This is a genomic window from Acetobacter conturbans (assembly GCF_011516755.1).
Classification (GTDB): Bacteria; Pseudomonadota; Alphaproteobacteria; order Acetobacterales; family Acetobacteraceae; genus Acetobacter; species Acetobacter conturbans.
In genome coordinates, this window is the sequence record NZ_WOSY01000012.1 from 62,227 (window position 1) to 86,686 (window position 24,460).

22 protein-coding genes and 3 pseudogenes are annotated in these 24,460 nt (G+C 56.1%); 14 read left to right on the forward strand and 11 right to left on the reverse strand.

Annotation, left to right across the window (positions count from 1 at the left end; genetic code table 11):
• Positions 1-7: 7 nt before the first annotated feature.
• The 5 genes from GOB81_RS12665 to GOB81_RS12685 are packed head-to-tail and all read right to left on the reverse strand — an operon-like array spanning position 8 to position 7,404.
• Complete coding sequence (locus tag GOB81_RS12665) at positions 8-736, reverse strand: M48 family metallopeptidase (RefSeq protein ID WP_173570793.1); 729 nt, start codon at positions 734-736, stop codon at positions 8-10.
• Positions 737-738: 2 nt separating this feature from the next.
• On the reverse strand, positions 739-4,032 hold the full coding sequence (locus GOB81_RS12670; RefSeq protein ID WP_173570794.1) for a type I restriction endonuclease subunit R: 3,294 nt from the start codon (positions 4,030-4,032) through the stop codon (positions 739-741).
• Positions 4,033-4,063: 31 nt separating this feature from the next.
• The gene (locus tag GOB81_RS12675; RefSeq protein ID WP_173570795.1) at positions 4,064-5,257 is read right to left on the reverse strand and encodes a restriction endonuclease subunit S; all 1,194 of its coding nucleotides are present in this window, start codon (positions 5,255-5,257) and stop codon (positions 4,064-4,066) included.
• A complete protein-coding gene (locus GOB81_RS12680; RefSeq protein WP_173570796.1) occupies positions 5,247-6,773 on the reverse strand; it encodes a type I restriction-modification system subunit M in 1,527 nt (508 codons plus the stop codon). Before GOB81_RS12680 ends, GOB81_RS12675 begins: the two co-directional genes overlap by 11 nt.
• Positions 6,774-6,807: 34 nt before the next feature.
• The gene (locus GOB81_RS12685; RefSeq protein ID WP_173570797.1) at positions 6,808-7,404 is read right to left on the reverse strand and encodes a restriction endonuclease subunit S domain-containing protein; all 597 of its coding nucleotides are present in this window, start codon (positions 7,402-7,404) and stop codon (positions 6,808-6,810) included.
• A 285-nt stretch (positions 7,405-7,689) separates the two neighbouring features.
• Here GOB81_RS12685 and GOB81_RS12690 point away from each other — a divergent pair, with 285 nt between their 5' ends.
• From GOB81_RS12690 to GOB81_RS17725, 4 genes and pseudogenes are all read left to right on the forward strand, one after another.
• The gene (locus tag GOB81_RS12690) at positions 7,690-7,947 is read left to right on the forward strand and encodes a hypothetical protein (protein ID WP_173570798.1); all 258 of its coding nucleotides are present in this window, start codon (positions 7,690-7,692) and stop codon (positions 7,945-7,947) included.
• 106 nt (positions 7,948-8,053) lie between these two features.
• Entirely contained in the window at positions 8,054-8,293 is a 240-nt protein-coding gene (locus tag GOB81_RS12695; protein ID WP_173570799.1) for a hypothetical protein, read from the forward strand.
• Positions 8,294-8,519: 226 nt separating this feature from the next.
• On the forward strand, positions 8,520-9,038 hold the full coding sequence (locus tag GOB81_RS12700) for a hypothetical protein (protein WP_242010254.1): 519 nt from the start codon (positions 8,520-8,522) through the stop codon (positions 9,036-9,038).
• A 520-nt stretch (positions 9,039-9,558) separates the two neighbouring features.
• Positions 9,559-10,659 (forward strand): annotated as a pseudogene (locus GOB81_RS17725) (recombinase family protein); the annotation flags it as partial.
• A gap of 429 nt (positions 10,660-11,088) precedes the next feature.
• Here the strand turns inward: GOB81_RS17725 and GOB81_RS12710 are convergent.
• Together GOB81_RS12710 and GOB81_RS12715 are read right to left on the reverse strand one after the other, a co-directional pair.
• Positions 11,089-12,828 carry a recombinase family protein gene (locus GOB81_RS12710; protein WP_242010255.1) on the reverse strand — a complete coding sequence of 580 codons (1,740 nt, stop codon included), beginning with the start codon at positions 12,826-12,828 and terminating at the stop codon, positions 11,089-11,091.
• Positions 12,829-12,841: 13 nt separating this feature from the next.
• Positions 12,842-13,030, reverse strand: coding sequence for a hypothetical protein (locus GOB81_RS12715; protein ID WP_082781640.1), 189 nt, complete (start codon positions 13,028-13,030; stop codon positions 12,842-12,844).
• Positions 13,031-13,505: 475 nt separating this feature from the next.
• On the opposite strand from GOB81_RS12715, the gene GOB81_RS17500 reads away from it, so the two are divergent.
• The 4 genes and pseudogenes from GOB81_RS17500 (at position 13,506) to GOB81_RS12725 (ending at position 17,648) form a co-directional block, all read left to right on the forward strand.
• A complete protein-coding gene (locus GOB81_RS17500) occupies positions 13,506-14,747 on the forward strand; it encodes an AAA family ATPase (protein ID WP_198912116.1) in 1,242 nt (413 codons plus the stop codon).
• A 19-nt stretch (positions 14,748-14,766) separates the two neighbouring features.
• Positions 14,767-14,823, forward strand: a pseudogene (locus GOB81_RS18040) (hypothetical protein); the annotation flags it as partial.
• 108 nt (positions 14,824-14,931) lie between these two features.
• Complete coding sequence (locus GOB81_RS17505) at positions 14,932-15,810, forward strand: TOPRIM nucleotidyl transferase/hydrolase domain-containing protein (protein ID WP_242010256.1); 879 nt, start codon at positions 14,932-14,934, stop codon at positions 15,808-15,810.
• Entirely contained in the window at positions 15,807-17,648 is a 1,842-nt protein-coding gene (locus GOB81_RS12725; protein ID WP_173570800.1) for a UvrD-helicase domain-containing protein, read from the forward strand. Before GOB81_RS17505 ends, GOB81_RS12725 begins: the two co-directional genes overlap by 4 nt.
• 82 nt (positions 17,649-17,730) lie before the next feature.
• Here GOB81_RS12725 and GOB81_RS12730 read toward each other — a convergent pair whose 3' ends face one another.
• From GOB81_RS12730 to GOB81_RS12740, 3 genes are all read right to left on the reverse strand, one after another.
• A complete protein-coding gene (locus GOB81_RS12730; protein WP_198912118.1) occupies positions 17,731-18,555 on the reverse strand; it encodes a hypothetical protein in 825 nt (274 codons plus the stop codon).
• 299 nt (positions 18,556-18,854) lie between these two features.
• Positions 18,855-19,874 carry an LLM class flavin-dependent oxidoreductase gene (locus GOB81_RS12735; RefSeq protein ID WP_173570801.1) on the reverse strand — a complete coding sequence of 340 codons (1,020 nt, stop codon included), beginning with the start codon at positions 19,872-19,874 and terminating at the stop codon, positions 18,855-18,857.
• Positions 19,875-19,951: 77 nt separating this feature from the next.
• The gene (locus GOB81_RS12740) at positions 19,952-20,326 is read right to left on the reverse strand and encodes an HU family DNA-binding protein (protein ID WP_173570802.1); all 375 of its coding nucleotides are present in this window, start codon (positions 20,324-20,326) and stop codon (positions 19,952-19,954) included.
• 315 nt (positions 20,327-20,641) lie between these two features.
• Between GOB81_RS12740 and GOB81_RS17970 the strand changes: the two are divergent.
• The 4 genes and pseudogenes from GOB81_RS17970 to GOB81_RS12760 all read left to right on the forward strand — a co-directional run bounded on the left by GOB81_RS17970 (position 20,642) and on the right by GOB81_RS12760 (position 23,051).
• Positions 20,642-21,320, forward strand: a pseudogene (locus GOB81_RS17970) (DNA methyltransferase).
• A 367-nt stretch (positions 21,321-21,687) separates the two neighbouring features.
• Positions 21,688-22,104 (forward strand): hypothetical protein, encoded by a 417-nt coding sequence (locus GOB81_RS12750; RefSeq protein WP_173570803.1) that lies wholly within the window; start codon positions 21,688-21,690, stop codon positions 22,102-22,104.
• Positions 22,105-22,497: 393 nt separating this feature from the next.
• A complete protein-coding gene (locus GOB81_RS12755) occupies positions 22,498-22,677 on the forward strand; it encodes a hypothetical protein (protein ID WP_242010257.1) in 180 nt (59 codons plus the stop codon).
• A gap of 56 nt (positions 22,678-22,733) precedes the next feature.
• Positions 22,734-23,051, forward strand: coding sequence for a DUF736 domain-containing protein (locus tag GOB81_RS12760; RefSeq protein ID WP_173570827.1), 318 nt, complete (start codon positions 22,734-22,736; stop codon positions 23,049-23,051).
• 53 nt (positions 23,052-23,104) lie between these two features.
• Here GOB81_RS12760 and GOB81_RS12765 read toward each other — a convergent pair whose 3' ends face one another.
• Complete coding sequence (locus GOB81_RS12765; protein ID WP_042062866.1) at positions 23,105-23,356, reverse strand: helix-turn-helix domain-containing protein; 252 nt, start codon at positions 23,354-23,356, stop codon at positions 23,105-23,107.
• A gap of 270 nt (positions 23,357-23,626) precedes the next feature.
• Here GOB81_RS12765 and GOB81_RS12770 point away from each other — a divergent pair, with 270 nt between their 5' ends.
• Positions 23,627-23,833: a transcriptional regulator domain-containing protein gene (locus tag GOB81_RS12770; RefSeq protein WP_173570804.1), complete on the forward strand. Its 207-nt coding sequence runs from the start codon at positions 23,627-23,629 to the stop codon at positions 23,831-23,833.
• Between the two features lie 58 nt (positions 23,834-23,891).
• A complete protein-coding gene (locus GOB81_RS12775) occupies positions 23,892-24,413 on the forward strand; it encodes a DNA -binding domain-containing protein (RefSeq protein WP_338421363.1) in 522 nt (173 codons plus the stop codon).
• Positions 24,414-24,460 lie beyond the last annotated feature (47 nt).

Sequence of the window (24,460 nt, forward strand, 5' to 3'; positions counted from 1 at the left end):
TGTCGTGTCAGTAGGAGAGCGCCATCTCCGCCATTTCGTCCAGCCGGGCTTTATGCCTCTCCCAGTCTGGCATGATGCGTCCCAGAAGTGTCCAGAACGCAGTTCCGTGATTGTGCTCCTTCAGATGACACATCTCATGCAGGATCACGTAATCGATGCAGTCACGCGGGGCTTTCACCAGATGCGGATTCAGCGTGACGGTACCGCCCGGTGAGCAGTTGCCCCACTGGGTCTGCATTACCTGAATCTTCAGAGCAGGAGGGGTCGTGACCCACAGCGTTGTGGGGAGGAGTGCAGTCAGGCGATGGCAGAAGACCTGCTGCGCCCGTGTAAAATACCAGATTTCCAGAAGCTTCTGTACTCGCAGGGCATGGCGCTCCCGTACGGAGACCTCCAGCCTCCCGCGCAGCATGCGCACGGTTTCAGGCGCTTCAGGGTGGTGATGCACTTTCAGCAGATGCCGCCGTCCCAGATAGAAGTGGCTCTCCCCGCTGACATACTCACGCGGCGTGGCATGGGCCTGAACAGTCTTGAAGTCCCGCAGCTTCTGCCAGATCCAGCGGGTTTTCTGTTGTAACGCCCGCTCCAGATCCGCGTCAGATGTGCCTTCCGGAACAACAGCCTGCACCGTGAGGTCGGGATGCACCTTGATGCGGAGTATCGTGCCAGGTCGCGCGCGGGGCAGAAGCTCTACCCGGATCTGCTCCCCGTCATAGGTCAGAACCCGTTCAGCCATGGTCAGCTATGTAGCGCGTCAGCAGGCCCAGCCCGCATGATCTGAATGACCTGCTCAATGATCTCCTGCGCCTTGTCCACGCCAAAGCCCGCTTTCTGGCCCGTGCTGAACAGGAGGGGAAGCAGTTCCTTGCGCACGGCTTTTTCCATATCCGGGCGGCTGAGCGAGTTCTCCCGCACGGCCTTGTCCACAATGGTGTCGACTTCAAACGCCAGATCAATCCAGCGCTGTTTTTCTTCGTCCGTCTGCTTATGGTTGAAGATGGCCGCCAGAGTCTTCAGAAACACGCCATAATAGGCCTGCGCATGGCGATGCCCGTCAAAAACAGACGGGATGTTCTCCAGTTTCCGTTCCGCAACCTGTTCCGCAAATTCCTGAAACAGCATGAACTGTTTGAGGGGATGGTCGAACAGGCTTTCCGCATCTTCGATCACCTTGCGCAGCAGGGCGGAGAACGCTTCTTTCGCATAAGGATCATCCTGCATCTCGTGGTCGATCATCTTCGTCACGCGGGTGCGGATCAGATCGGTCTCGTTGCGGGTTTTTTCCTCGGTCCAGTTCTCCGGTGTCTCATCCGGTTTCTGGCCCATCCTACCCACCGCATAGAGCCCTTCGGACTCATGGACACGCACGCCCGCTACATGCCGGTCCAGCAGCTTCTTGACCTGTTCGGCATACTGGTCAAAATCCACCGTCTCGCCCGTGTCTTGCATCACCATCTGGCGCAGGCTGCTCATCTGCTTCAGCGTCTCCTTGTAGATGGTGCGGTCTTTCTCCGTGAAGCTGGTATCTTCAAAGAACGCCACGGATTGCAAGGCCACCTTCAGGCAGGCGGCAAACTTCGTCAGCGCTTCATAGAAATCATCCCGCCGCTTGAGGTTCACGTCCACCATCTGGCCATGCTCCTCCACCATGCGCGGGATCAGGACCATGCGAAGCTGCTGAATATCGCTCCGGTTCTTCACGCCCTCAAAAATGGCCCAGAGCGCTTTATGCAGGGCAGGGAGTTCCCGGTATTCCGTGCTCATCTGGCTATACAGACCGGCAATGTCCTTCGGGTCATACCCACCAACATTTTCGGCGGCGAGTTCGTCATACCGCGCCAGCGTGGTGTCCAGCTCCGCCAGAATGCCGCGATAGTCGATCAGTAGCCCATGTTTCTTCTGGTCATGCAGGCGATTCACACGCGCAATGGCCTGAAGCAGATTGTGCTGCTTCAGCGGCTTGTCGATATACAGCACCGCATTCTTCGGCTCATCAAAGCCTGTCAGCAGCTTGTCCACCACAATGATCAGCTTGAGGTCCGGGTCTTTCTCGAACCGCTCGATCACGTCCCGCGTGTAATCTTCCTCGCTCTCACTGCCGACATGTTCGGCCCACCATTTCTGGATCTCCGGCTGTTTGCGGTCATCAACCTCGGAATGGCCCTCGCGCGTGTCGGGCGGGCTCATCACCACGGCGCTCTCAAACAACCCGACCTCATCGAGATACTGCTTGTAGCGGATGGCGGAGAGCTTGCTGTCACAGGCCAGCATGCCCTTGAGGTTTTTATCAATGTTGTTGTCAAAATGCGTGGCCAAATCCATGGCAATCAGCCGGATGCGGTCATCAGCCTTGTACACCTGATTGGCGCGGGCAAAGCGCTTCTTGAGGTCCGTGACCTGCTCTTCCGTCAGCCCCTGCGTAATGCGCTCGAACCACGCATCAATGGCGCGGTCATTCACCTCCAGATCGGGCTTGCGCTCCTCATACAGCAGAGGTGTCACCGTGCCGTCCGAGACCGCCTGCTGCATGGTATAGGAATGGATGATCTTGCCGAACCGGCTGGTGGTCTCGCTTCCTTTGAGCAGCGGCGTGCCAGTAAAGGCAATGAAGGCCGCATTGGGCAAAGCGTGCTTCATGCGGGCATGGTTCTCACCGCCCTGACTGCGATGGCCTTCATCCACCAGCACAATAATATCTGCACTGTCATTGTGGCATTCCGCATAGCCCGTGGCGGTGTGGAACTTGTTGATGAGAGAGAAGATAATCCGCTCCTGCCCATGCCCGATCTGCTGCGCCAGACGGCGGCCTGACGTGGCGAGCGCTTCCGCCTTGTCCTTCTTGTCTGCCAGCTCCCCACCGGTGGAGAAGGTGGTGCTGAGCTGGCGCTCCAGATCCTTGCGGTCCGTCACCACCAGAATGCGACATTGCCTGAGGTCATCATCCAGAATCAGCGCCCGGCTGAGGAATACCATGGTGAAGGACTTGCCCGACCCTGTGGTGTGCCAGATCACACCACCCTCACGGCCGCCATCACTCCGGCGGGTTCGGATGCGTTCCAGCAGGCGTTTGATGCCAAATACCTGCTGATACCGGGCCACGATCTTGCCTGCCTTGCGGTCGACCAGCGTGAAGTATCGCGCCATGTCCAGCAACCGTTCGGGTGAGAGCAGGCCGATCAGCAGCCGGTCCTGATCCGTGACTTCCAGCGGACGGGACGCCCAGTCTTCGAACCACACGCGGTCGGACGCCTTGCGCTCGGCAAACAGTGCGTCCTTCTGCGTGGCAGACAGCGCCGTGTTCTTCAGATCAGTCATACGGCCGGACGAGATGTCCTCTTCCTTCCAGGTCGCCCAGAATTTCTTCGGGGTGCCGCAGGTGCCATAGCGGCCGTCATGCCCGGTGATGGACAGCAGAAGCTGGCTGTAAGCGAACAGGTACGGGATTTCATCTTTGCGCTGATTGCGCAGGCTCTGGGAAATTCCGGCGTCCACGGTCGGGCCTTTGCCGGGCTGACCATCAGGGCGCTTGGCCTCAATCACCGCCAGCGGAATACCGTTGACGAAACATACAATGTCCGGCCTGCGCGTTTGCGTCTGGTCCGTGCGCAGGACGCTGAATTCTTCGGTAAAAGTGAAGCTATTGTTTTCCGGGTTCTGCCAATCGATGAGGGCGATGGTCGGGTTGGCCTTGCGCCCGTTAATGAACTCGGTGATGGCGATGCCGAACAGCAGATGCGTTGTCATCTTGTCATTGGCGTCCCGCAGGCCGGAGACAAAATCCGGGTGCGTGACGTGAGAGACAAGCCGCTCAATAGCCTGATCGGACAGGGCGTGGTCCTGTCCTTCAAACGTAAAGCGCCGCTTTTTCAATTCCGCCCGCAGGAGCGTGTCGAGCACCACCGCATTCTGTTTGCCGCCCCGCAAGGCCAGTGCCTGTGACGGCGGCACAAACCGCCAGCCGAGGGTGCTGAGCAGGGCCAATGCGGGCAGTTTGGCGCTGTATTCTTCCTGAAATTTCGGAGCGGGGGCCATCGTTTTCAAATATCCTGCGAACTGAAAGGGCTTAATCGACTGTCACGCGGCGTTTGCCGGTGAGAAGCTGCTGCATCAGGGCTTTTTTCTCCTGACGCAGGCGTGTGAGATCGGATTCAAAGGCGGTGATTTCCTTGTCTGCTGTAGCCAGGACAGCAGCGATGGCTTGTTGTTCGAGGAGGGGAGGATATGGAAGTTTAATGAAGGAGAAGTCTTCATAACTAATCTGCTTGCCGTCACGAATGCCTATTGTTGCTACGGCAAGGTGGCCGATAAAATCATAAGATTTGAAGTAGAACTTATAAAATTCGTTTTCTATTTCAATTTTATTATCAATAACTGTATATGCTGGACTGACTAATCCTCGATAATAAGAATATTCTAATCCACCTTGAAATGATCGCAAACTTATTATGAAATTTCCTGGGTTTACTAATTTATATCCTTGCACACTGCCGTCTGGCATGACAACGCGCCGCTCTAATGATGAACGTGGAACGACACCCTGATCTTGGGTAACAGAAAGTAGTTCACAGGCTGTTGGATTATTCTTGATTGAAACACTTTTGAATATTTCTTTAGAGCGTTTCCATACCCACTCCCCCTCGAACCCCGGCAGGCGCTTTTTGCCTGTGAGGAGCTGCTGCATGAGGGCTTTTTTCTGCTGCTGGCTGTTGGCCAGAAGCTGGCCCAAACCCTCAATCGCACGATCCCACGTCGAGAGGATCGCCGCGATCTTCTTCTGTTCGGGGAGGGGGGGGAGGATCAAAGGAAGCTCATATAATATCTCGGTGTTCATGTTGGGCATGGTCTGCCCAACGGCATTATGTTCTAGCCATGATTTTATTGTGGGTAATTGAAGAAAAAAGAATAGAAATTCCGAAAAAGCTTTTGATGAAGGGCGTGCGCGCAAGCATCCCGTGCCACATAAAGAGCCTTCCGAGCGTTCATCTATTAACGCCAAACGTGCGACATCTCCTCGTCGACTAAATAGTATGTCGCCCACCATAAGATGATGGCGCTTCAATTCAGTGGATTTCTCTCTAGAAATTTTTGCTGCAGTCTCAATATTGGCGCGATAATGGATCAGATCTTTTGGCATAAGTACCGCGTAGCCATGATCGGTATACTCATGTGCATGAAGTTGGCTACCGAAAGGGCCAGTTTGGAGAGCGCCGGAGCAAGCATCTCCTAGACACGATAGCCGCCACCCCTCAGGAAGCATAACCCAGCTCCTTCAGATAAACGTCCATCTGCGCTTCCAGCGTCGCCAGTTCCGCCTTGATCCCGGCGCGTTCTTTCCGCACAGCGTTGAGGTCGATTTCCACTTCTTCCTCAAACGTATCGACGTAGCGTGGAATGTTCAGGTTGTAGTCGTTCTCTTTAATCTCATCCGGCGTGGCGATATGGGCGTATTTATCCACGGTCTTGCGGGCGCGGTAGGTGTCCACAATCTTCGTGATGTTGTCTTCACTCAGCGCATTCTGGTTCTTGCCTGCCTTGAACTCCCGGCTGGCATCAATGAACAGAACGTCCTTTGTCTTGCGGTCCTTGCGGAAAATCAGAATGGCAGCGGGGATGCCCGTGCCGAAGAACAGCTTTTCCGGCAGGCCGATCACGGCATCCAGCAGGTTTTCCTCGATCAGCTTCTGGCGGATCTTGCCTTCCGAACTGCCCCGGAACAGCACGCCATGCGGCACCACCACCCCCATGCGGCCCGTTCTGGCCTTCAGGGTGCTGATCATGTGCAGGATAAAGGCGTAATCGCCCTTGGTTTTGGGTGGCACACCGCGCGCAAAGCGATGGAACGGGTCATGCTCCGCTTCGTCATGTCCCCATTTGTCGAGGCTGAAGGGCGGGTTGGCCGTCACCACGTCAAACTGCATCAGGTGGCCCTTGCCATCCAGCAGCTTGGGGTTGCGGATGGTGTCGCCCCATTCAATGCGGTGGTTGTCTTCGCCATGCAGGAACATGTTCATTTTGGCGAGGGACCATGTGGAGCCAATGGCTTCCTGCCCGTACAGGGCGTAGTCCTTGCTGCCCTTGTGGTTCTGCGCCACCTGCCGTCCGCACTTCATTAGCAGGGAAGCGGAGCCGCAGGTTGGGTCACAGATCGTTTCGCCGGGTTGGGGGGCCAGCAGGCGGGCCAGCAGTTCACTGACTTCCGGCGGGGTATAGAACTCACCGGCCTTCTGGCCACCACTGGCGGCAAAGTTCTTGATCAGGAACTCATAGCCGTTCCCGATCACGTCCAGATCGCCCACGCGGGAGGGGCGCAGGTTCAGGGTGGGTTTGGCGAAGTCTTCCAGCAGGTGGCGCAGAATGGTGTTCTTCTGCTTCTCGTCACCCAGACGGTCGGAATTGAAGCTGATGTCCTGAAAGACGCTCTTGCCCGCGTCCTTCAGTTTGGTGCCGTTGGCTTCCTCAATGGCATGCAGGGCTTTATCAATCCGCTCACCATTTCCCGGCGTGTTGCGTTCTTTATACAGGGTGTAGAAATCCGCGCCCGTGGGCAGCACAAACCGCTCCTGCTGCAACATAGCGGCAATCAGGTCCGGGTTATCACCATACTCTGCTTTGTAGCGGTCATAATGGTCCTGCCACACATCGGAGATGTATTTCAGGAACAGCAGGGTCAGCACGTAATCCTTGTAGGTATCGGCGCTGACAGTGCCCCGGAAAGTGTCGCAGGCGCTCCATAGCGCCTTGTTAATGGTGTCCTGGGTAATCTGCTCGGTCACGAAATCGGGTCCTGTTTCAAATGATGGGGAAGTTTCAGGCCGCCAGAAGGTTTCTGGCAAGGCCTGTCATGATCTGTTGGTTGGTCTGGTGCAGGCGGCGCAGGAGGGCTTCTTCCTGCTGCATGGCACTGGCCAGACCGGCAATCTGGTGTTGCTGGTGGAGAGACGGCAGTACCACTGGCACGCTCTCCAGCACCGGGCGGCCGATGTTGCGCACAAGAGTGGAACTCTGGGCGTTCTGCTCCAGATGGCGCTGCGCCGGTTCCTGATTGAGCCACCATGCAAGGTAGGCTGGCAGCATGTCGGACCGCTTCACACGTAGAAGAAAGAAGTGCGGAGCAGCGACGGCCTGAAGGCTGCCGATGTGCTCATCAATCAGAACCGCCTGTGACACATTGCCCCGGGCGGGGAAGAGAATATCCCCCGAACGCAACCAGTCCGGCTCACGTCGTCCGGCCACTTCGGTGCGCACGCAGGACGTCCAGTCCACGCCCGAAGAGGACGTGTCCCGCATCTGCACGACAGCCGTTTCAACCCCTTCAACAGGGTCAATCCGTCCTCTGAACGGGTGGCCTGCCGAGATGGTCGTGACTGCTGACAGATCTGTTTTGTGTGCGCCATCGTTGTTCATGCAGTATTGGTATTCAATCCAAAGAGCGGCGTCAACAGAATTCTTCCATCGCCTTTGGTGCAAATAAAATCGGGAGGGAGGGTCTATCTCGTCCGAGATGACACCGTCATGTAAGGTGTCACTGTGATGTCATTTCTATCGCACCGTCGGTGCTCTCCGAGAGGCCGGAATGACGGCGTCATGACACCATCTCGGACCGTGTCATGCGTTCGGTGACACTGTCAGAACCTGTCATATCTGCCGTCATGACAGGTGTCACGCAAGCCGTCATTGATGTCATGATGCATGGAAAACGGCAGAAAACAGCCATTTTTCCTTTTCCCGGTGTGTCCCGGTTTTGGGGCGTGTGTGGGCACGCTACCTCAATTTCATATGCACACTCCGTATGCATATGAAATCGCTAAGTTTTTTTCGTTCTATCGCGGCATTTTTGCGAAGCAAAAATCAAAGCCGCTCTTTTTTTCTGATTTCGGGTCTCTTGCACCTGCGGTGCGCCCTGATGACGGGGGTGACGGTGTCATTTTTTCGGGCTGGGCGTTGTGAGGCGCACGACCCCAAATTCCCCAGAGGATTTTGTTCCCTGTATCGTTGGGGAGTGAGGATTGGGGTGGGGCGTCTCGTTCCTTCATGCTTTGAACGAGAGAAAACAATGTCTGATCGCACTACGATTTCGTCCGCCACCGAGGTGGACCTCATGCAAATTGTCGCCCTGCACCGGCTGCTTGATTTTGCCGTCAGTGAGTCACTTGCCGGTAACGTGGATGACAGTGTCATGGAAGGCGTGGTCATTCTGACGCGCATGGTTGGCCACAAGGTCAGGCTGGTTGCCAATAGGGTGCTGGGTGGTGATGCCGCTTCCCGCAATGACTGCAATCCATGCTGCGAATGAGTAGCACGATCGCTACAGCTTAACTTTCCCTTTTCATAATACACGCATCTTCTCAGAATGCTCGCTGAGCAATGGGGAACGTGCGTCCACCTTACGGACACTTCAAATGACACCCTCTTTACCGAACAATGATCGTTTTAATAATGCTCTTCCAGCCTGGATGTTCACTGGTTTTTTCCGCCCGAACGACATTGAGCGTTACGCGTAGCTTTCTCATGATCTGCTGGTGACGCCGACGCCGCAGATGCTGGAATTCTGTGATGGAGGCCACGAACTGGTTGCCCGATATAACCGCGACAAGGCCTTATGGCGCACCTTTCGTCAGCGTGTGGCAGCGTATTACCGGGATCTCCCTGCCTGGCAGGAGCAGGTGCGCGTCAATAACTACCGGATCGGCTCCATTGTGGAACTGGCTGTTTATCGGCGCTTGCTGGAAGAAAAGGAGAGCGGCCTCACTATTATGGTTCAGCCACCCATTCGAGAACTGGGAAACAGAGGATTTGCCGACTTCGGTCTGTATTTCAAAGGACACCCAACAGTCTACATTGAGGTCGCCGGGACCGTAACAAGTGCAGGGCAGTCGGTCTCTGAAAATGCTGAGAAATTCCGGGTGGGCATTGAGGAGCGTCTGATGCGCTACATGGGGGTCGCACCTGTAGAGGTGATCCATATCGACGAGGTCTGCAATGTGTCTGCGCAGACAGAGCGGGTTCGTCAGGCTATTGAGCGGGCAAAAAATGCATAATTCATTCCTGTTTAAGAATGAATTACCGAAAGAAAAAAGAGACATTAGCGGATAGCGTTTATCCGGTGACACGGGTCAGCCCATGACGGCTGGCCCGTCTCTTCAGAGGTTCGGAGTTTGCTCTAAATTTCGATTCTTCGATGGGGTGTTCCATAGCACCCAATAGTCGCGAAAAAACGCGCAATATGCTGAAAATAAAGACAAAAAATATTAAGAATTTTCGATCACTTTTTCGTGGCATATGAAATTGAGGTAGCGGGCCTTTCGGCAACTCCCAAAGTCCGGTGTGCAATAGTGGCGTCATGCGCTCCAGACAGGGGAAAGCAGGCTGCCGCGAATGACAATCTGACACCGGAAGGTGTCGAGAAAGCTGCTCAAGCAGCGGTCTTTGCCGTGGCCAATCTTATAGGCAGGAGAATGGCCCGTGAATATTTCGCGTCATATCGGGCGGCAAATGATAACTGCTCTTCGTCTGATAATTCACAGAAAATCAAGGAAACGCTGGAAGGAGACTGCTAGAATGACACGTGTAGTATACTATGCGCGGTATTCGACTGATAAACAAAGCGCCAGTTCAATCGAAGATCAGTTCCGGCTGTGCGAGGAACACGCGATGCGTGAGAAGTGGGCGGTGGTCGGTAGTTATCATGATGCTGCTATTTCTGGTTCGGGAATGGCCTTACGGCCTGGCATTCAGGCCCTCCTGCGCGATGCGCAGGCTGGAGTGTTCGACGTTGTACTGGCTGAGGCGCTGGATCGTATCTCGCGCGACCAGGCGGACGTCGCGACACTATTCAAGCGTCTTTCCTTTGAGGGTATCGCCATCATTACTTTGGTGGAGGGGGAAATCAACGAACTCCATGTTGGTCTCAAGGGAACGATGAATGCTCTGTACATCAAAACTATTGCCCGGAACACACACCGTGGTCTCTTGGGCCGGGTGATGAAAGGCAAGTCTGGAGGAGGTCTGTGCTACGGCTATCGGGCAATAAAAAAGCTCGACGCTAACTGCGAGCCAGTCCGGGGTGATCGGGAAATTATAACTGAGGAATCTGAAGTCGTTTGTCGTATTTTTCGAGCTTTCGCCGCCGGGCAAAGCCCCCGGTCCATTGCCGTGGAATTAAATGGGGAACGGGTTCCTGGTCCGAAAGGGCGCGCCTGGAGTGACACGACCATCCGGGGGCATGTGTCGCGTGGAACCGGCATTTTGAATAACGAATTATATGCGGGAGTACTGGTGTGGAATCGGCAACGTTTCATCAAGGACCCCATCACCGAAAAACGCGTTTCCCGGCCCAATCCAGAACACCTGTGGATCAGGACCGAAGTGCCGGAACTCAGGATAGTCCCTGACGATCTGTGGCAAGCCGTGCGGGCGCGACAGAGGGAGATTGCCGCCAAAATCGGTCCGTGCCCTGCGAATACGCGGGAAGGCCGAGCGCGGCGGTTGCACCAGGCAAACCGGCCGATGTCGCTCCTGTCAGGGTTGCTCTCATGCGGGTGTTGCGGTGGAAAGATTGGGATCATCGTAAATGGCCGGTTTGGGTGTTTGAACCACTCTCGCCGGGGCACCTGCGATAATAACCGGACGATCGTGCGTGAAAAGGTCGAGGCTCGGGTTCTTTCTGGGCTACAAGAGCGTCTGGTGTCTTCCGAGGCCGTTCAGGCTTTTGCAAAGGAAGTAAAGCGTCTTAACCAGACCTGGCATGTGCAGAGTGCTGCTGATCGTAAGGCCTTGGGCAAGATCGAGCGAGCTATTGCCGGAATCATGTCGGCAATCGAGGACGGGATGTATCAGTCTTCGATGAAGGCACGACTGGCCAGCCTTGAGGGTCAGAAGGCGGACATAGTGGCTCGCCTGGGTGAGGCCCCGCCGGATGTTCCCAATGTGCATCCGGATATTGCCAGTCACTATCGGCGGAACGTCGAGCGGTTCACCGAGGCGCTGGACGATCCGGACGGCGGAAAGGAAGCAACCGAAGCTTTGCGCTCCCTTATAGGAGGGATTGTTTTCACGCCAGGCGAGAAGCGAGGAGAAGTTCATATTACATTACGCGGCGAACTGATGGGCATTCTCGATGTTGCAAATGACGTCAGCAGCAAGAAGGAAAGTCGGCTTATGACAGCAGGGGAAGCAGGCCCCCGCAACCATCTGAACTTGCGATGTGAACGCATCATGAACCCCAGTCCGGAAACGGGCTGGGGTTTTTGTTTGTCCGCTACCCGACGCCATCGTCAGAATGCCAGCCAGATCGCCCCGGACGTCGATCTGTAGCCCCTTGTCGGATGGCGTCAGGATGATCTCCTCGATCAGCGAGCGGATCACCTCGGCCGCCTCCTGGCGTTTCTCGTCCAGCTCGGAATGCAGCATGTCATGCAGGCGCGCGAGCTGCCGGTGGTAGAATTCCGCCATCTGGGGATGGAGCAGGGGCGGGGGTGCCTCGGCTGTCGCGAGGAACTCTGTCAGTTCCGCCTTGCGGGCTTCGAGCTTCGATCCGCGCTCCTTGACCCTCTCGATCGAGATGCCTTCCGAGAGGTAGAGATCCATCAGCCGCTGGATGTCGCGCTCGACCCGCTTCAGTTCTGATTCCGCTGCGCCGATGTCGGCCGATGCTTCCATGCGCAGCCGGTTCATCTCGGTGGTGAAGGCCGTGCAGAATTCGGCGAACAGGTCGGGGTCCATGAGATGGTGACGCAGGGCGTCGAGGACGCGCCGCTCCAGTTCTTCGCGGCGCGTATTGGTGCGGTTGTGGCAGGTGCCCTTGTTGCGCGCCGTCGAGCAGCCCAGCAGGGTGCCGGAGATCATGGAATAGCCGCCACCACAGCAGCCGCATTTGCTCAGGCCGGAGAACAGATAGCGGGGACGCCGTTTCTCGCGGAAATGGTCAGGGGATGAGGTGTCGCGTGTGTCGCGGCTGGCACTGACGCTGGCCTGTCGTGCCTTGACCGCGTCCCATAGTTCCTGGTCGACGATCCGCAGTTCCGGCACCTCCTGGATCACCCAGTCGGAGTCCGGATTGGGACGGGCCTGACGCTTGCCGGTGTCGGGATCCTTGATGAAGCGCTGGCGGTTCCACACCAGCCTGCCTACATACATCTCGTTGTTGAGAATACCGGTGCCGCGTAGCCGGTTGCCATTGATGGTCGAGAAGCCCCACGCACCACTGCCCGGTGCTGGGATACCTTCGTCATTGAGGCGGAAGACGATCGCGCGCGGTCCCAGTCCGGCCGCGAAGTCGCGGAAGATGCGACGGACCACGTCGGCTTCCGCTGGATTGATGGTGCGGTCGCCCCGGATCGGCTCCCCATTGGCGTCGAGTCTGCGCACGACATCATAGCCGTAGGCATTGCCACCGCCGGACTTGCCCTGTTCGACCCGGCCTCGCAGGCCGCGATGCGTCTTCTCGGCCAGGTCTTTCAGAAACAGGGCGTTCATCGTGCCCTTGAGGCCGACATGCAGATGCGACACCTCTCCCTCGGAAAGGGTGACGATCCGCACACCGGCATAGTTCATGCGCTTGAAGACGCCGGCGATGTCTTCCTGGTCGCGGGACAGGCGGTCCATCGCCTCGGCCAGCACGATCTGGAACCGTCCGCGCTGCGTATCAGCGATCAGCGCCTGGATACCAGGCCGCATCAGGGAGGCGCCAGAGATCGCGTGGTCGGTATACTCCTCGACGATGCTCCAGCCCTGTTTCTCCGCGTGGGTGCGGCAGACGCGAAGTTGGTCGGCGATCGAGGCGTCGCGCTGGTTGTCGGAGGAATAGCGGGCGTAGAGCGCGACCTTCATGGTGAGGTATCCCTTACGGTCCGGAGCGGCGGCGCTGCTCCTGTTGCTGCGACCGGAACCAGTCCCGCGCCGCGCGACGGGCCATGAGGCGGACCAGCGCTATCAGGCGCGGGTCAGGAGTGTTGGGGCGCAGGACGAGCCGCAACTCGGGCTCGGGTGGCCGATACGCCGGGGCAATGGACTGGCTAGGTCTGTCCGTCATCGTTGCTCTCTTCCGACCGTAAGGCAAGGAAAACAGGCACACGATCTGGACAGATGACTGTTATTTCAATGGAAATACGCAATGTGCGAAAGCGTAATCCTGAGTGCTCCAGCGTACGGAATCGTAGTTATGGGTAGTCCCTGATACAGGCGCGTCGTACAAATACTTGCTTACTGCGGCGTCACGAAGGGGCAGGGTGGATCATGCACGATGCGGGAATGCCGTTCTTCCAGTAGTACGGATGAGTGAGACGTCTCCGCCTCCTCGCCTTTGAAGGCGCTGGCCGGGAACGGCTGTTGCGTCCTGCGGGTTAGGGTACCGAGGCGGCGCGATCTGCTGATTGTGCTCGCTCGCGCAGAGAGAAGCTTCTTTGCGCGTAAGGACCACTCAATGCCTCTATGACTAATTAGCGTGTGTTCGGTGCTGTAATTGATTTTCTGCCTCGCGACCTCTACCGTGCTGCGGGGAGAAGACAATGCATATCCATCAGATCGAGATCGGCAATTTCCGCAAACTATTCTCAGTTCGTGTGGACTTCGCAAAAGATAAAACGATTTTCGTTGGAGCTAATAATAGCGGTAAGACTTCTGCTATGACCGCACTGCGTCGCTTTTTATTAGATCAGCGATTATTTTCGATTAACGATTTCACGCTCTGTAACTGGAAGGCCATAAACGACGCTGGGGCTTGTTGGGAAGCGGCACTTGCGGTAAGTGCTGAACTGCCTGATCCTTCTCTGACTGAGGTTGTTCCGTTCCTTGATATTTGGTTAGCGGTGCCAAGTGGTGAATTTCACTATGTGCAGAAGCTCATCCCCACGCTCGAATGGAGAGGGGGCCTTCTTGGCGTCCGGCTGAGATTTGAACCTGAGGACCCTTCCGCTCTCCAGGCCGATTTTCTCAAGGCCCGTATCAAATCTGCTGAAACACTGAAGGCTGCTCAGATTGCCGGCAGCGCCAGCAAGAGTGTAAGCTTATGGCCGCAAAATCTGATCGATTACCTAGATCGCCGCATGGGGCGCCATTTCAAAGTCCGTGCTTATCTCCTCGATCCAACCAAACTGGTGGATCCGGTCGATGGTGTAGCAAGACCTCAGGATATTGCCGCAGCGAGCGAACCCGTTGACGGAAATCCACTCGATGGTTTGATACAGATTGATGAGATTAGTGCCCAGCGTGGCTTTGGGCAAATATCAGCGTCTAGATCGTCTCGCGATGGAGAGGCGACTGGTGCCCAAGTCGACGGCCGTATGAGCAGAAAACTCTCAACTCAGCTACGGACTTATTACGATAGGCACCTAGATCCGCAGGATACCCCAGCTGTTTCCGACATAGAGGCGCTCTACGCGCTCGAAAATGCTCGTGGGGTTTTTGATGCTCGCCTGACCCACTGTTTCGAAAAGGCCCTCGGAGAGCTTGAAGGACTCGGATATCCCGGTGTTACAGACCCGAAGCTTACTATTGCTACGAACTTCCGTATTCAGGACGGTTTGAACCACGCGTCAGCTGTGCAGTACGTCGTGGCATCTACGGGAGGTACGGTTCTTCGGTTGCCGGAAGATTCGAACGGTCTGGGTTACCAGAATCTAGTATCGATGGTTTTCGCCCTGATGGGCTTTCGTGACGGCTGGATGAAGGAGGGCAAGGCTTCCAGTGGCGAAAGTGCGACGCTGACCGCTCCCCCCCCCGCTTCACCTGGTTTTGGTAGAAGAACCTGAGGCTCATCTGCATGCACAAGTGCAGCAAGTATTCATCAAGCACGCTTACAGAGTGCTGAGAAACCATAAGGATCTAAAGGAAGATGGAGGCCTAACCACGCAGTTGGTGGTCAGTACTCATTCAAGTCACGTGGCCCACGCGAGCGAATTTTCGTCGCTGCGGTATTTTCGTCGTTTGCCGGTAATGACCAAGACTGCTGTGCCGACGGCATGCGTAGTCAATCTGAGTGCCGTTTTTGGGCCGGGCGACCAAACGGGCAAATTTGTCAGCAGGTATCTTAAGGCAACGCATTGCGATCTTTTCTTCGCTGATGGCGCAGTCCTGATTGAAGGCTCTGCGGAGCGCATCCTTGTTCCCCACTTTGTAGAAGAAAGAGAGGCTTACGACTATCTGCGCAGATGCTATATCTCTTGGTTAGAAATCGGTGGGAGTCATGCGCACCGCTTGAGAAAGCTCATTGAGTATTTAGGTCTTTCGACGCTGATCGTCACCGATTTGGATGCAAAAGATGCGACTAGCAATGTCGCCGTCCCCGTAGCGCGTTCCAGCAAACAAGAGGCTCGTAACGAAACGCTACGCTCCTGGGTGCCAAAAATCGTGGATGTTGATACGCTTCTAGATTTACCGGAAGGTAAAAAGGAGACTGTCTACGCTAGTGGCTTCGCTGTTCGCGCAGCCTATCAACTGCCTACCACGGTCACCTTCAAAGGCGTGACAAGCGAAGCGTTGGCGTATACCTTTGAAGACGCGTTATTTTATCAGAATACCGACTTCTTTAAGGGGCGTGCGGGAACTGGAATCGCGGGAAGCTTCCGACGTTGTGTTGACGGTGCGACCGACCTCACCGACCTAACCGAAAAAGTTCGTAAAGCTATTGGAAGTGGTGACAAGGCTGACTTTGCTCTGGAACTTCTTTATTCGGATGATGTCGATAGGTTGATAGTGCCTACTTATATTGATTACGGACTTAAGTGGCTTATTGAGCAACTTAAGCGCAAAGAAAACGACCTGGCACCGAAGGCGGCAGCTACGGCAGCTACGGCTGCAGCGGTAGCAGCATGAGCACTATTGTCCCAGCAGGCATAGATTCGCTTGATAATCACGTTGATGACGAGATTGTCGGTTGCCTCAGTCTGACTGAACCCAAGAGTTTCTTTCTATTTGCCGGCGCAGGTTCTGGAAAAACACGATCTCTTGTCAAGGCGCTCGACTATATACGACTTAACCTTGCACATGAACTCCGTTTGCATAATCGGCGTGTCGCAGTCATAACCTACACCAAGGCCGCACGCGATGAGATTATCCGCCGCACTCAATTCGATCCGATTATCGCCGTTTCAACCATTCACGCTTTTGCATGGTCAGTGATAGAAGGTTTCAACCACGATATTCGTGATTGGCTCAGGCACGCACTGGCGGCTGATATCGACGATTTACGAGCCAAAGAAGCAAGGGGACGCGCTGGGTCACAGGCTTCGATCGATCGACAGGCCGACATTGCGGCGAAGACCAGTCGGCTGATGCGTCTTGATACGATAACCCGATTTGTTTACAGCCCCGACACAGATAATCGGGGGCAGGATTCTCTGAGTCACGCTGAGGTGCTGGAGATAAGTAGTGATTTCATCCGCACTAAACCGGCGATGCAAGACATTCTGAAGGATGGCTATCCTTTTATTCTTGTCGATGAAAGTCAGGATACTAATCGACACATCGTCGATGCTCTTTTCGCTCTTCAGGCGACTCATCCAACACGTATTGCATTAGGGCTCCTGGGCGACATGATGCAACGCATTTATGGGGATGGAAAAGCCAAGCTTGGAGAGGAACTACCTCCAGACTGGATAAAGCCTGTCAAGAAACTTAATTTCCGTTGTCCGCGACGAGTGATCCGGCTCCTCAATAAAATTCGGCAGGCCACAGATCGTCAGGAGCAAGTGCCGTGTAGCAGAGCTATCGAAGGCTCTGTGCGCATGTTCATTCTGCCGGCGGCCACACCAAACAAGCCAGCAGTGGAAGCGCGCATACGCGCAGCGATGGCTAGCGCAACGGGCGACGAGAAATGGATTGAGAAAGGCGGCTCAAAGGATCTGATCCTTGAACACCGAATGGCTGCCCGCCGTCTGGGATTTGACGAACTATTCAGCTCTTTACAAACTTTCAATCCATTCCGAACCGGACTACTTGATGGGTCTTTGCCAATACTGAGCCTATTTTCTGGTAAAATCCTACCGCTCATCGACGCGAGAGAAGACAAGTTTACAATTGCGCGCATCGTGCGAACATTGTCGCCGCTTCTTAGCGCGAAGGTGTTGCGTACAGTTGTGGATGAAGCAGCCCATCTGTCTATGGTTCATGCTGCCGTGGCGGCGTTACAGGAGAAAGGGAAGGCGAACAACGCCACTTTCGGCGACTTGCTCCAAGAAATTGCAAGTAGCGGCCTTTTCGAAATTCCTGAAGCTCTGTACTCCAGTATTGGAAAGGAAACTTCCAAGCTTCCTTCGGAAGAAAATGAGGAGGATGATCGCTCAGCAAGGGACGAAGCGATCGAGCAGTTCCTCAGAGTGCCGTTTGACCAAATTCGTTCATACGTTGAGTATGTCACACATCAGGCAACGTTCGACACGCATCAGGGGGTGAAGGGACTGGAATTCCCCCGTGTGCTCGTGATCATGGATGATACGGAGGCAAGGGGTTTCTTATTCAAATATGAGAAGTTGTTCAGTGGCGCGGGGGAGGACACCACAATTGCGTCTACCCGCCGTTTATTCTACGTCACCTGCAGTCGAGCGGAGCAGTCGCTCTGCCTGGTTGCCTATACCTCGAACCCTGAGGGGGTCCGAAACCACGTAATCCGCCAAGGTTGGTTTGACCACAGCGAGGTTGAATTGGCTGTGTGATGTAGCAAACGAGGCATCATCTACGATAGAAAGATATATAAAGAATAATTTCTGAGTGAATAGTATATCATGATGCATCGCATCAAAAATTGGCACAGATAGTTCTTATTTTACTGAATTCAATATCCAATGTATCCCAATTTTTAATTGGTTCCCAAAATCCTATAATTGCCCCGGGAACGCCTATTATGCCTGTAACAAAGGCTATTCCTTTAGCTACTCGTCCATCGAATAAGCCATCGAGAAAAATCCCCCACCCTTTGGATTTTGTTTTTAATTTTCCTTGGGTGAATTTTCGTAAAAATGAATGAAACGCACCAACTTTACATAAAGTAGATTTGTGCATCCGTAGAAATTCTTTATTTGCAAATGCTTGTACTTCTTCTGCTCCTCCCAAAAAATCTCTGTGTATTCCTCCATTTAACTCCATTAAGTTTGTGAGTTTTGGATGGCTCGCGTAATTAGATCCATAATAAGAGGCAAAAATGTCATTTAAGTTTATTCTTCTTTCAACAGGAATAACAGGGGCATTTGTGCCGCCTAAAACTCGATATCTATGTTCGATATGTTCAAACCCATAAGTAGAATTTCTCATATTCCAGTGTATCCAATATTTATCTCTCCTATCTCGAACAAAATCGTAAAATTCTTTTAATGGTTCTTTTTCAATTTCATCGAATTTTTCGATTACACTATCTCTAGAAATACCGAGCGTTTCCGCCACCGAATGGGTCGAGAAGCTTACGGTCTGTCCCGTACTATAATGTGATACTACGATCGATGTAATTCTTGGAGAAAGAGACGCATTTTCATCATTTAGGTTTTGGCATGAATAATGTATAAAATAAAAATTCTCCGGATGAATTTTTATTTCCTTCATGAGTTCTTTTGGTGTATTTATACTCATTTTTCCTGAACAATACTTGTAGCGTTGGGTATGGGATTTTTCCCAACAAAAGAGAGTGTGTTTCCTTAGATCATATCTGTATCAAACGCTGGATACCATAACCTCCTATCACTTTTTAGATGGAAATGTAGTCAGAAAAGCTGAACTTTTAAAAGGTAATCATTGGGTGGATCAGACAGCATAATTAAATGACTATGCTGTCTGGACGCGTTTGGGAGCCAGACTGTCCGTCTTCCCGGCCAAGGGTGCCGTGACTGACTGTGATTGGATTTTCCTTCCATGTAGGAAGTCTTTCGCGTTCAGCGCCAGCCCAGCGCGGGAGCAACGTAGGTAAGGATCGCCTCGATGACATGGACGTTATACGTAACGCCAAGCTGGTTCGGCACGGTCAACAGGAGCGTGTCGGACTCGGCGATCGCTTCATCCCTACGAAGCTGCTCAATCAGCACGTCCGGCTCGGCGGCGTAGCTGCGCCCAAAGATTGCGCGCGTCGTTGCATCGAGCATACCGACATGGTCGGCGTCCTCCTGGCCGCCGAAATACGCGCGATCCATATCATTCACCAGCGCGAAGATGCTGCGGCTGACCGAGACACGCGGGGGGTGGGCATGCCCAGCGTCCTTCCATGCCGCGCGATAAGCCCGGATCTGCCGGGCCTGCTGGACATGAAACGGCTCGCCGGTCTCGTCGTCCTTCAGCGTCGAGCTTTGAAGGTTCATCCCCATCTTCGCGGCCCAGATGGCGGTTGCATCCGAGCCTGAACCCCACCAGATCCGCTCCCGCAGTCCTTCGGAGAACGGCTCCAGCCGTAGCAGGCCCGGCGGGTTGGGAAACATTGGGCGTGGACTGGGACGGGCGAACCCTTCTCCCTTAAGCAGTTCGAGAAACACCTCGGCGTGCTGTCGCCCCATATCGGCGTCTGTCCGTCCCTCGGCCGGCTGGTAGCCGAAATGCCGCCACCCATCGATCACCTGCTCGGGGGATCCACGACTGATGCCCAGTTGTAGCCGTCCGCCAGCGATCAGATCGGCCGAACTTGCATCCTCGACCATGTAGAACGGGTTTTCATACCGCATGTCGATCACGGCGGTGCCGATCTCGATGCGGCTGGTCTTCGCTCCCACGGCCGCGAGCAGCGGGAAGGGCGAGGCAAGCTGCCGTGCGAAGTGATGAACGCGGAAATAGGCCCCGTCCGCGCCCAGTTCCTCGGCCGCCACGGCGAGGTCGATGGATTGCAGCAGGACGTCGATCGCCGAACGTGCCTGCGATTGCGGCGACGGCGTCCAGTGTCCAAACGAGAGAAAACCAATCTTCTTCATCGGATCCCACACCCTGATCTGTGCAGGGCCTGTATTATGACACGTCTATCCGGTCAGGACGAGATGTGTGGGCTTTGTCACGCCCGCTTGCGGCCAGCCGTCTTTGGTGTAGCTGCCTTCACTGCCATCTTCTTGGCTACTGGGGTTTTTGCAGCAGTTTTTTTCGTGGGGATCTTCGGCAGCGCCAGCGCGTCTTTCGCGCCCTTTCCGGCCGAGAAGGCCAGCTTACGCGACGCTGGGATTTCGATGCTCTCGCCGGTCGCCGGATTACGGCCCTGGCGGGCGGCGAACTGGCGGACGGAGAATTTTCCGAAGCCGGTCAGTGTCACGTCCTCGCCCTTCTTCGCGGCGGCAAGAATGCCATCCAGCAGGGCATCCAGAACCTCCCTGACCTCGGTCCTGGAGCGGTCGGTCGACTGGGCAATCTGATCGATCAGGTCGGATGTCCTCATGGCGAGTCCAATGGTCTGGTGATGATTCCAATGTCAGCACAGTGAAGCAGGGAAGCCTGTCCGACAATTCCGATTGTGACCGGACGACTGATTCACAACAGAAAAAAGCTAATGGCGCTGCCCTCGTGCCGGCAAGGGTTCGCGTCAGTGAGCTGACGCCGCCCGATGGGGTGTCCCCGATCTTCCTGCGCTACGCTTCGTGCAGATCAGGAGATACCCCTCCCCACCGGTCGCCCTTGCCGTTGCTACCCCGCTGCTCGCCGCGAGGCAGAGAAACAGCGGGGGCTGTTCCTCGCGGAACAAAGGGCAAAGACCATGACCGGCAACACCAACACGGCGACCGATTTCCGCAACACGATCCTTAATGGCGACAGCGTGCAGCTTATGCGGGCACTGCCCCGTAATGCGGTGGATTTCATCCTGACAGACCCGCCCTACCTGGTGAACTATCAGGGCAGGGATGGGCGGAAGGTTCGCAACGACGACAATGCACGCTGGCTCCGTCCTGCCTTCAACCAGATGCACCGTGTTCTGAAATGGGGCGGGTTCGCCGTTTCGTTCTATGGCTGGAACCGGATAGATTTATTCGCCGATGCCTGGAAGGCGGCGGGGTTCCGCATGGTCGGGCATATCGTCTTTCGCAAGTCCTATTCGTCCTCTTCCCGGTTTCTCCGGTATGAACACGAAAGCGCCTATCTTCTGGCCAAGGGGAATGTAACGCCCCCGGCAAAACCTATCCCCGACGTGCTCGATATGCCCTATTCGGGCAATACTGCACCCGACGCAAAAGCCGGTGGCGGCCTTGCTTCCCCTGGTGGAAGCCTTCTGCCCGGTGAGTGGCCTAGTGCTGGACCCGTTCGCGGGTTCGGGTTCGTCGCTGGTGGCGGCGCAGCATCTTGGACGCGACTGGCTGGGCATGGAACTGGACCCGGAGCACGCGGCCACGGCGACCCGTCGGCTGGCTTGGCACGGGGCAGGGAGGGCGGCGGCGTAAGCCGCCCCTTTCTTTCTACACGCTGACCGGGCGACCAGAAAATTGCGCCGGTCCTTCGGGACCGGCGGTGGGGACACGCTGCCCGCGCGTGCGGCGCTCGCCGGCACGCCGGCTCGCAAGGTTCAGTGAAACAGGGTGCTGGACCGGTGCCCTTTGATCCAATCCCAACGCTGCCAAGTCAACGCGCCGCGTTCCCGGCGCGAGCGGAAGGCACCGACAGGGGCGCCTCGGTCAGGATTGTCTGGCGCGCTCCGCGCGTTGTCCCGATCGTGAAAACGATGTCGGGAAACTGGCTTCTATTCCCTGGATATATCGGAACCGTCCCGGCATGTGTGAGATATTCCATTCCACGGAAAGGATGCGATCCATGCTGCTCGGTCTCGGAATTGTCCTTGGCGTCGCCGGTATCGGTTTCCTGTGCTGGCTGCTGTTTCTCTGTGCGGTCTATGCCGCTCCCCTGTTTGTGGCGGCAATGGTCTGCACCACATTTTATGACCACGCCATGATGTCCGGCTCTCATGCCATCCTTGCTGGTATCGCCGCCGGAATCATGGTTCTGGTGCTCGGTCAGGCGATCCTCGTCTCCTCGCACGATCCCGTCCTGCGGGTTACGGTCTCGCTCCTGCTTGCTTTGCCAGCCGCGCTGGCTGGATTTGGCATGACGCTGGGTTTCAGCGGTCTGGGCGATATGGGTGCCATTCCCTCGTATATCTTCGCGACATTTGGGGCGCTGTGCGTCGGTGGGGCCGCATGGACGCGGCTATACGCCATCCAGCCCGCCTGAAAGATCGCTCCTCCGGCGCACCGGAGGGGCCGGGGGGCAGTCCACATGGGACGATTACGCCTGACTCCATGTGTCGCATTTACGCACTTCCTCCATCGAAAGGGCTGAGCACGGACCGGTGGATGCGAGGTAGGATTGTCCAGCGTCACGCTGAGATACGTCCATTCATGTGGTGAGGTATGTGCCTGCCGCGTCCATCATGGTTTTCCAGCATCGGTATGGGTGTGATCTCTGTCACAGGCCCGCTGTTCGATACGTGGACTGGTGACTGCCCCGGATTGTCCCGCGAGGCAGGGAGACGTCCCCATCAGACCCACGCCCCAGTCATGAAGCACGACGGACTGCCCTGTCCCCACATAAGGCTGACGGTGCCGCACACCATGGCCTCTCGATATGGCCGATCTGCCCGAAGACCGGCTTCGCCTCGCCCTGCTATGGCGCAACGGCGTCCCGCAACTTTCTTCCCCTGCTGGCTGCGCCGTCATTCCGCGCGGAGCAAGAAAGTTCCGTGCCGCCGTCCTCCGCGTTGCTTTGGCCTGCGAGCAGGTGCGCCGCCGGTCGTCTCCGGGCTGACGATGGCCATCGAGGCGACGGTGGTCACGGCCCGATACAAGCCAGGAGACAGGACAATGATCATCGGTTCATTCAAGAAGGTCGGCGAGGGGTATGAAGGCGAGATCGTCACCCTGACACAGAAAATCCGGGGTATCCGCTTCGTGCCCGAAACCAACCGGGCCAGCGACAATGTTCCCAATTTCCGGGTCCAGATCGGAAAACTGGAAGCCGGGGCCGCCTGGATCAAGCATACTACCGACTGGCGCGAATATCTCAGCGTGAAGCTGGACGATCCGACCCTTCCCGGTCCGATCTTCGCCAGCCTGTTCGAAGAGGAAGGTGGCGGCTACAACCTGGTCTGGAGCCGTCAGCGCCCGCGCAACGGGGACTGACCACCCCAGGCCCCTCCGGTTCGCCGGAGGGGCTTTTTTCATCGCCAGGCCGGTTATGACTTTCCGTCGGCCGGTGCCGCTTCTGTAGCGACAGCGTGGCTTTCGTCCAGCAGCGCGGCGGGCCGCACGCCCAGTGCCTGTGACGCATGCCATAGTGAGAGAAGCGTCACATTCTGGCGTCCGGTCTCGATCCAGCTGATATAGGCGCGGTCCACGCCCATCTGCTCTGCCAGGGCTTCCTGGCTGAGACCGGCGGCGCGTCGCAGGCGCCTCACGTTCGCGCCGAAAAGTCCTCGGATGTCCATCCGCAGGATAGAAACGATTTGTGTATTATCACGCTACGTATTATAATACACGGAACGCCAAGCGCCTTTTCCTGTGATGCGCTATGAGCATCACGTGATGTCGTGGAAACCGACGTTTTCGGCCCGTCTGGCGTCAATCTTCCCCCGATATAGAAATAATCACGAGCCCACCGGATATTTTCGGGATCACCTCCCTGAGTCCTCGGGACTACCCGCTTCGGCCCTGCACCGGATACTGGGTCGAATCCATGACATATCGGGGGAGGGGGCGTGCCGACAATCCGGCCGTGGGATGCAGCACCCCTTCGTCGCGCCTACGCCGGGCTCGACCCTGCCAGTCTCGCCCAGGAATGGCTGCGGCACAACCCGGCCTACCGGCGCGATCATGCAGCAACCATGACGATGGGAGAGGTTGACGCCGAGGTCTGGCGCGCCTTCGCCCGTCGCTGGGGGTTGCGTTTTCCCTGTCGACCCTGATCTCCCAGCTTGGCTCGCCCCCGCGTTCTGGGATCCGGACATCGCGCCGGAGGTGGCCGTGCGTGGCGACGGGGGTGACATCCTGTCCCGTCTCGCGCCCTACGCGCGGGCACGATATGATGGTCCCGATGACATTCACCTCGTGCTGGATAGCGCAGCAGGCCCGCTGCGCCTTGTCATTGTCGTCGATCGACAGCTCGATGCGCCGGGAACCTGGTTCATCATCGACGACGGACATCTCACGACCCGTCTGGCCAGCGTTGCGCGCGTCGGCCGCCTGCTTGCCGGCCAGACGCCCGGTCCTCTTCCCTCCAACCTGCGCCTGAGTCCCCAGCAGAAACTGCGCCAGATCCGCATGCTCTGCATCGCGGAAGGACGGCGCATGGGGGTGACGGCGAAGCGGATCGCCGCTGGTCTTTACGGTGACGACATTCTCCGGCTCTCGAACAGGGAATGGCACGCCAGCTCATGGCACCGCGCCTTTTACCGCGATCTCGACGGTGCCGGTTTCTATCTGAACGGCGGCCATATCGCTCTCCTTCAGGGGCTGAAGCAGGGGGGTGACATTTGGGCGGCCTGAACTTTGTCATCCCTCCCCACAGCTCATTCTCCGGCAGCGTCCTCCCA

Excerpts from the sequence above, each read along its gene's own strand:
- GOB81_RS12665 (WP_173570793.1), bottom strand. The coding sequence starts at position 736 with ATGGCTGAACGGGTTCTGACCTATGACGGGGAGCAGATCCGGGTAGAG.
- GOB81_RS12670 (WP_173570794.1), bottom strand. The coding sequence starts at position 4,032 with ATGGCCCCCGCTCCGAAATTTCAGGAAGAATACAGCGCCAAACTGCCC.
- GOB81_RS12675 (WP_173570795.1), bottom strand. The coding sequence starts at position 5,257 with ATGCTTCCTGAGGGGTGGCGGCTATCGTGTCTAGGAGATGCTTGCTCC.
- GOB81_RS12685 (WP_173570797.1), bottom strand. The coding sequence starts at position 7,404 with ATGAACAACGATGGCGCACACAAAACAGATCTGTCAGCAGTCACGACC.
- GOB81_RS12690 (WP_173570798.1), top strand. The coding sequence starts at position 7,690 with ATGGAAAACGGCAGAAAACAGCCATTTTTCCTTTTCCCGGTGTGTCCC.
- GOB81_RS12695 (WP_173570799.1), top strand. The coding sequence starts at position 8,054 with ATGTCTGATCGCACTACGATTTCGTCCGCCACCGAGGTGGACCTCATG.
- GOB81_RS12710 (WP_242010255.1), bottom strand. The coding sequence starts at position 12,828 with ATGAAGGTCGCGCTCTACGCCCGCTATTCCTCCGACAACCAGCGCGAC.
- GOB81_RS12715 (WP_082781640.1), bottom strand. The coding sequence starts at position 13,030 with ATGACGGACAGACCTAGCCAGTCCATTGCCCCGGCGTATCGGCCACCC.
- GOB81_RS17500 (WP_198912116.1), top strand. The coding sequence starts at position 13,506 with ATGCATATCCATCAGATCGAGATCGGCAATTTCCGCAAACTATTCTCA.
- GOB81_RS17505 (WP_242010256.1), top strand. The coding sequence starts at position 14,932 with ATGACCAAGACTGCTGTGCCGACGGCATGCGTAGTCAATCTGAGTGCC.
- GOB81_RS12725 (WP_173570800.1), top strand. The coding sequence starts at position 15,807 with ATGAGCACTATTGTCCCAGCAGGCATAGATTCGCTTGATAATCACGTT.
- GOB81_RS12730 (WP_198912118.1), bottom strand. The coding sequence starts at position 18,555 with ATGAGTATAAATACACCAAAAGAACTCATGAAGGAAATAAAAATTCAT.
- GOB81_RS12735 (WP_173570801.1), bottom strand. The coding sequence starts at position 19,874 with ATGAAGAAGATTGGTTTTCTCTCGTTTGGACACTGGACGCCGTCGCCG.
- GOB81_RS12740 (WP_173570802.1), bottom strand. The coding sequence starts at position 20,326 with ATGAGGACATCCGACCTGATCGATCAGATTGCCCAGTCGACCGACCGC.
- GOB81_RS12750 (WP_173570803.1), top strand. The coding sequence starts at position 21,688 with ATGCTGCTCGGTCTCGGAATTGTCCTTGGCGTCGCCGGTATCGGTTTC.
- GOB81_RS12755 (WP_242010257.1), top strand. The coding sequence starts at position 22,498 with ATGGCCGATCTGCCCGAAGACCGGCTTCGCCTCGCCCTGCTATGGCGC.
- GOB81_RS12760 (WP_173570827.1), top strand. The coding sequence starts at position 22,734 with ATGATCATCGGTTCATTCAAGAAGGTCGGCGAGGGGTATGAAGGCGAG.
- GOB81_RS12765 (WP_042062866.1), bottom strand. The coding sequence starts at position 23,356 with ATGGACATCCGAGGACTTTTCGGCGCGAACGTGAGGCGCCTGCGACGC.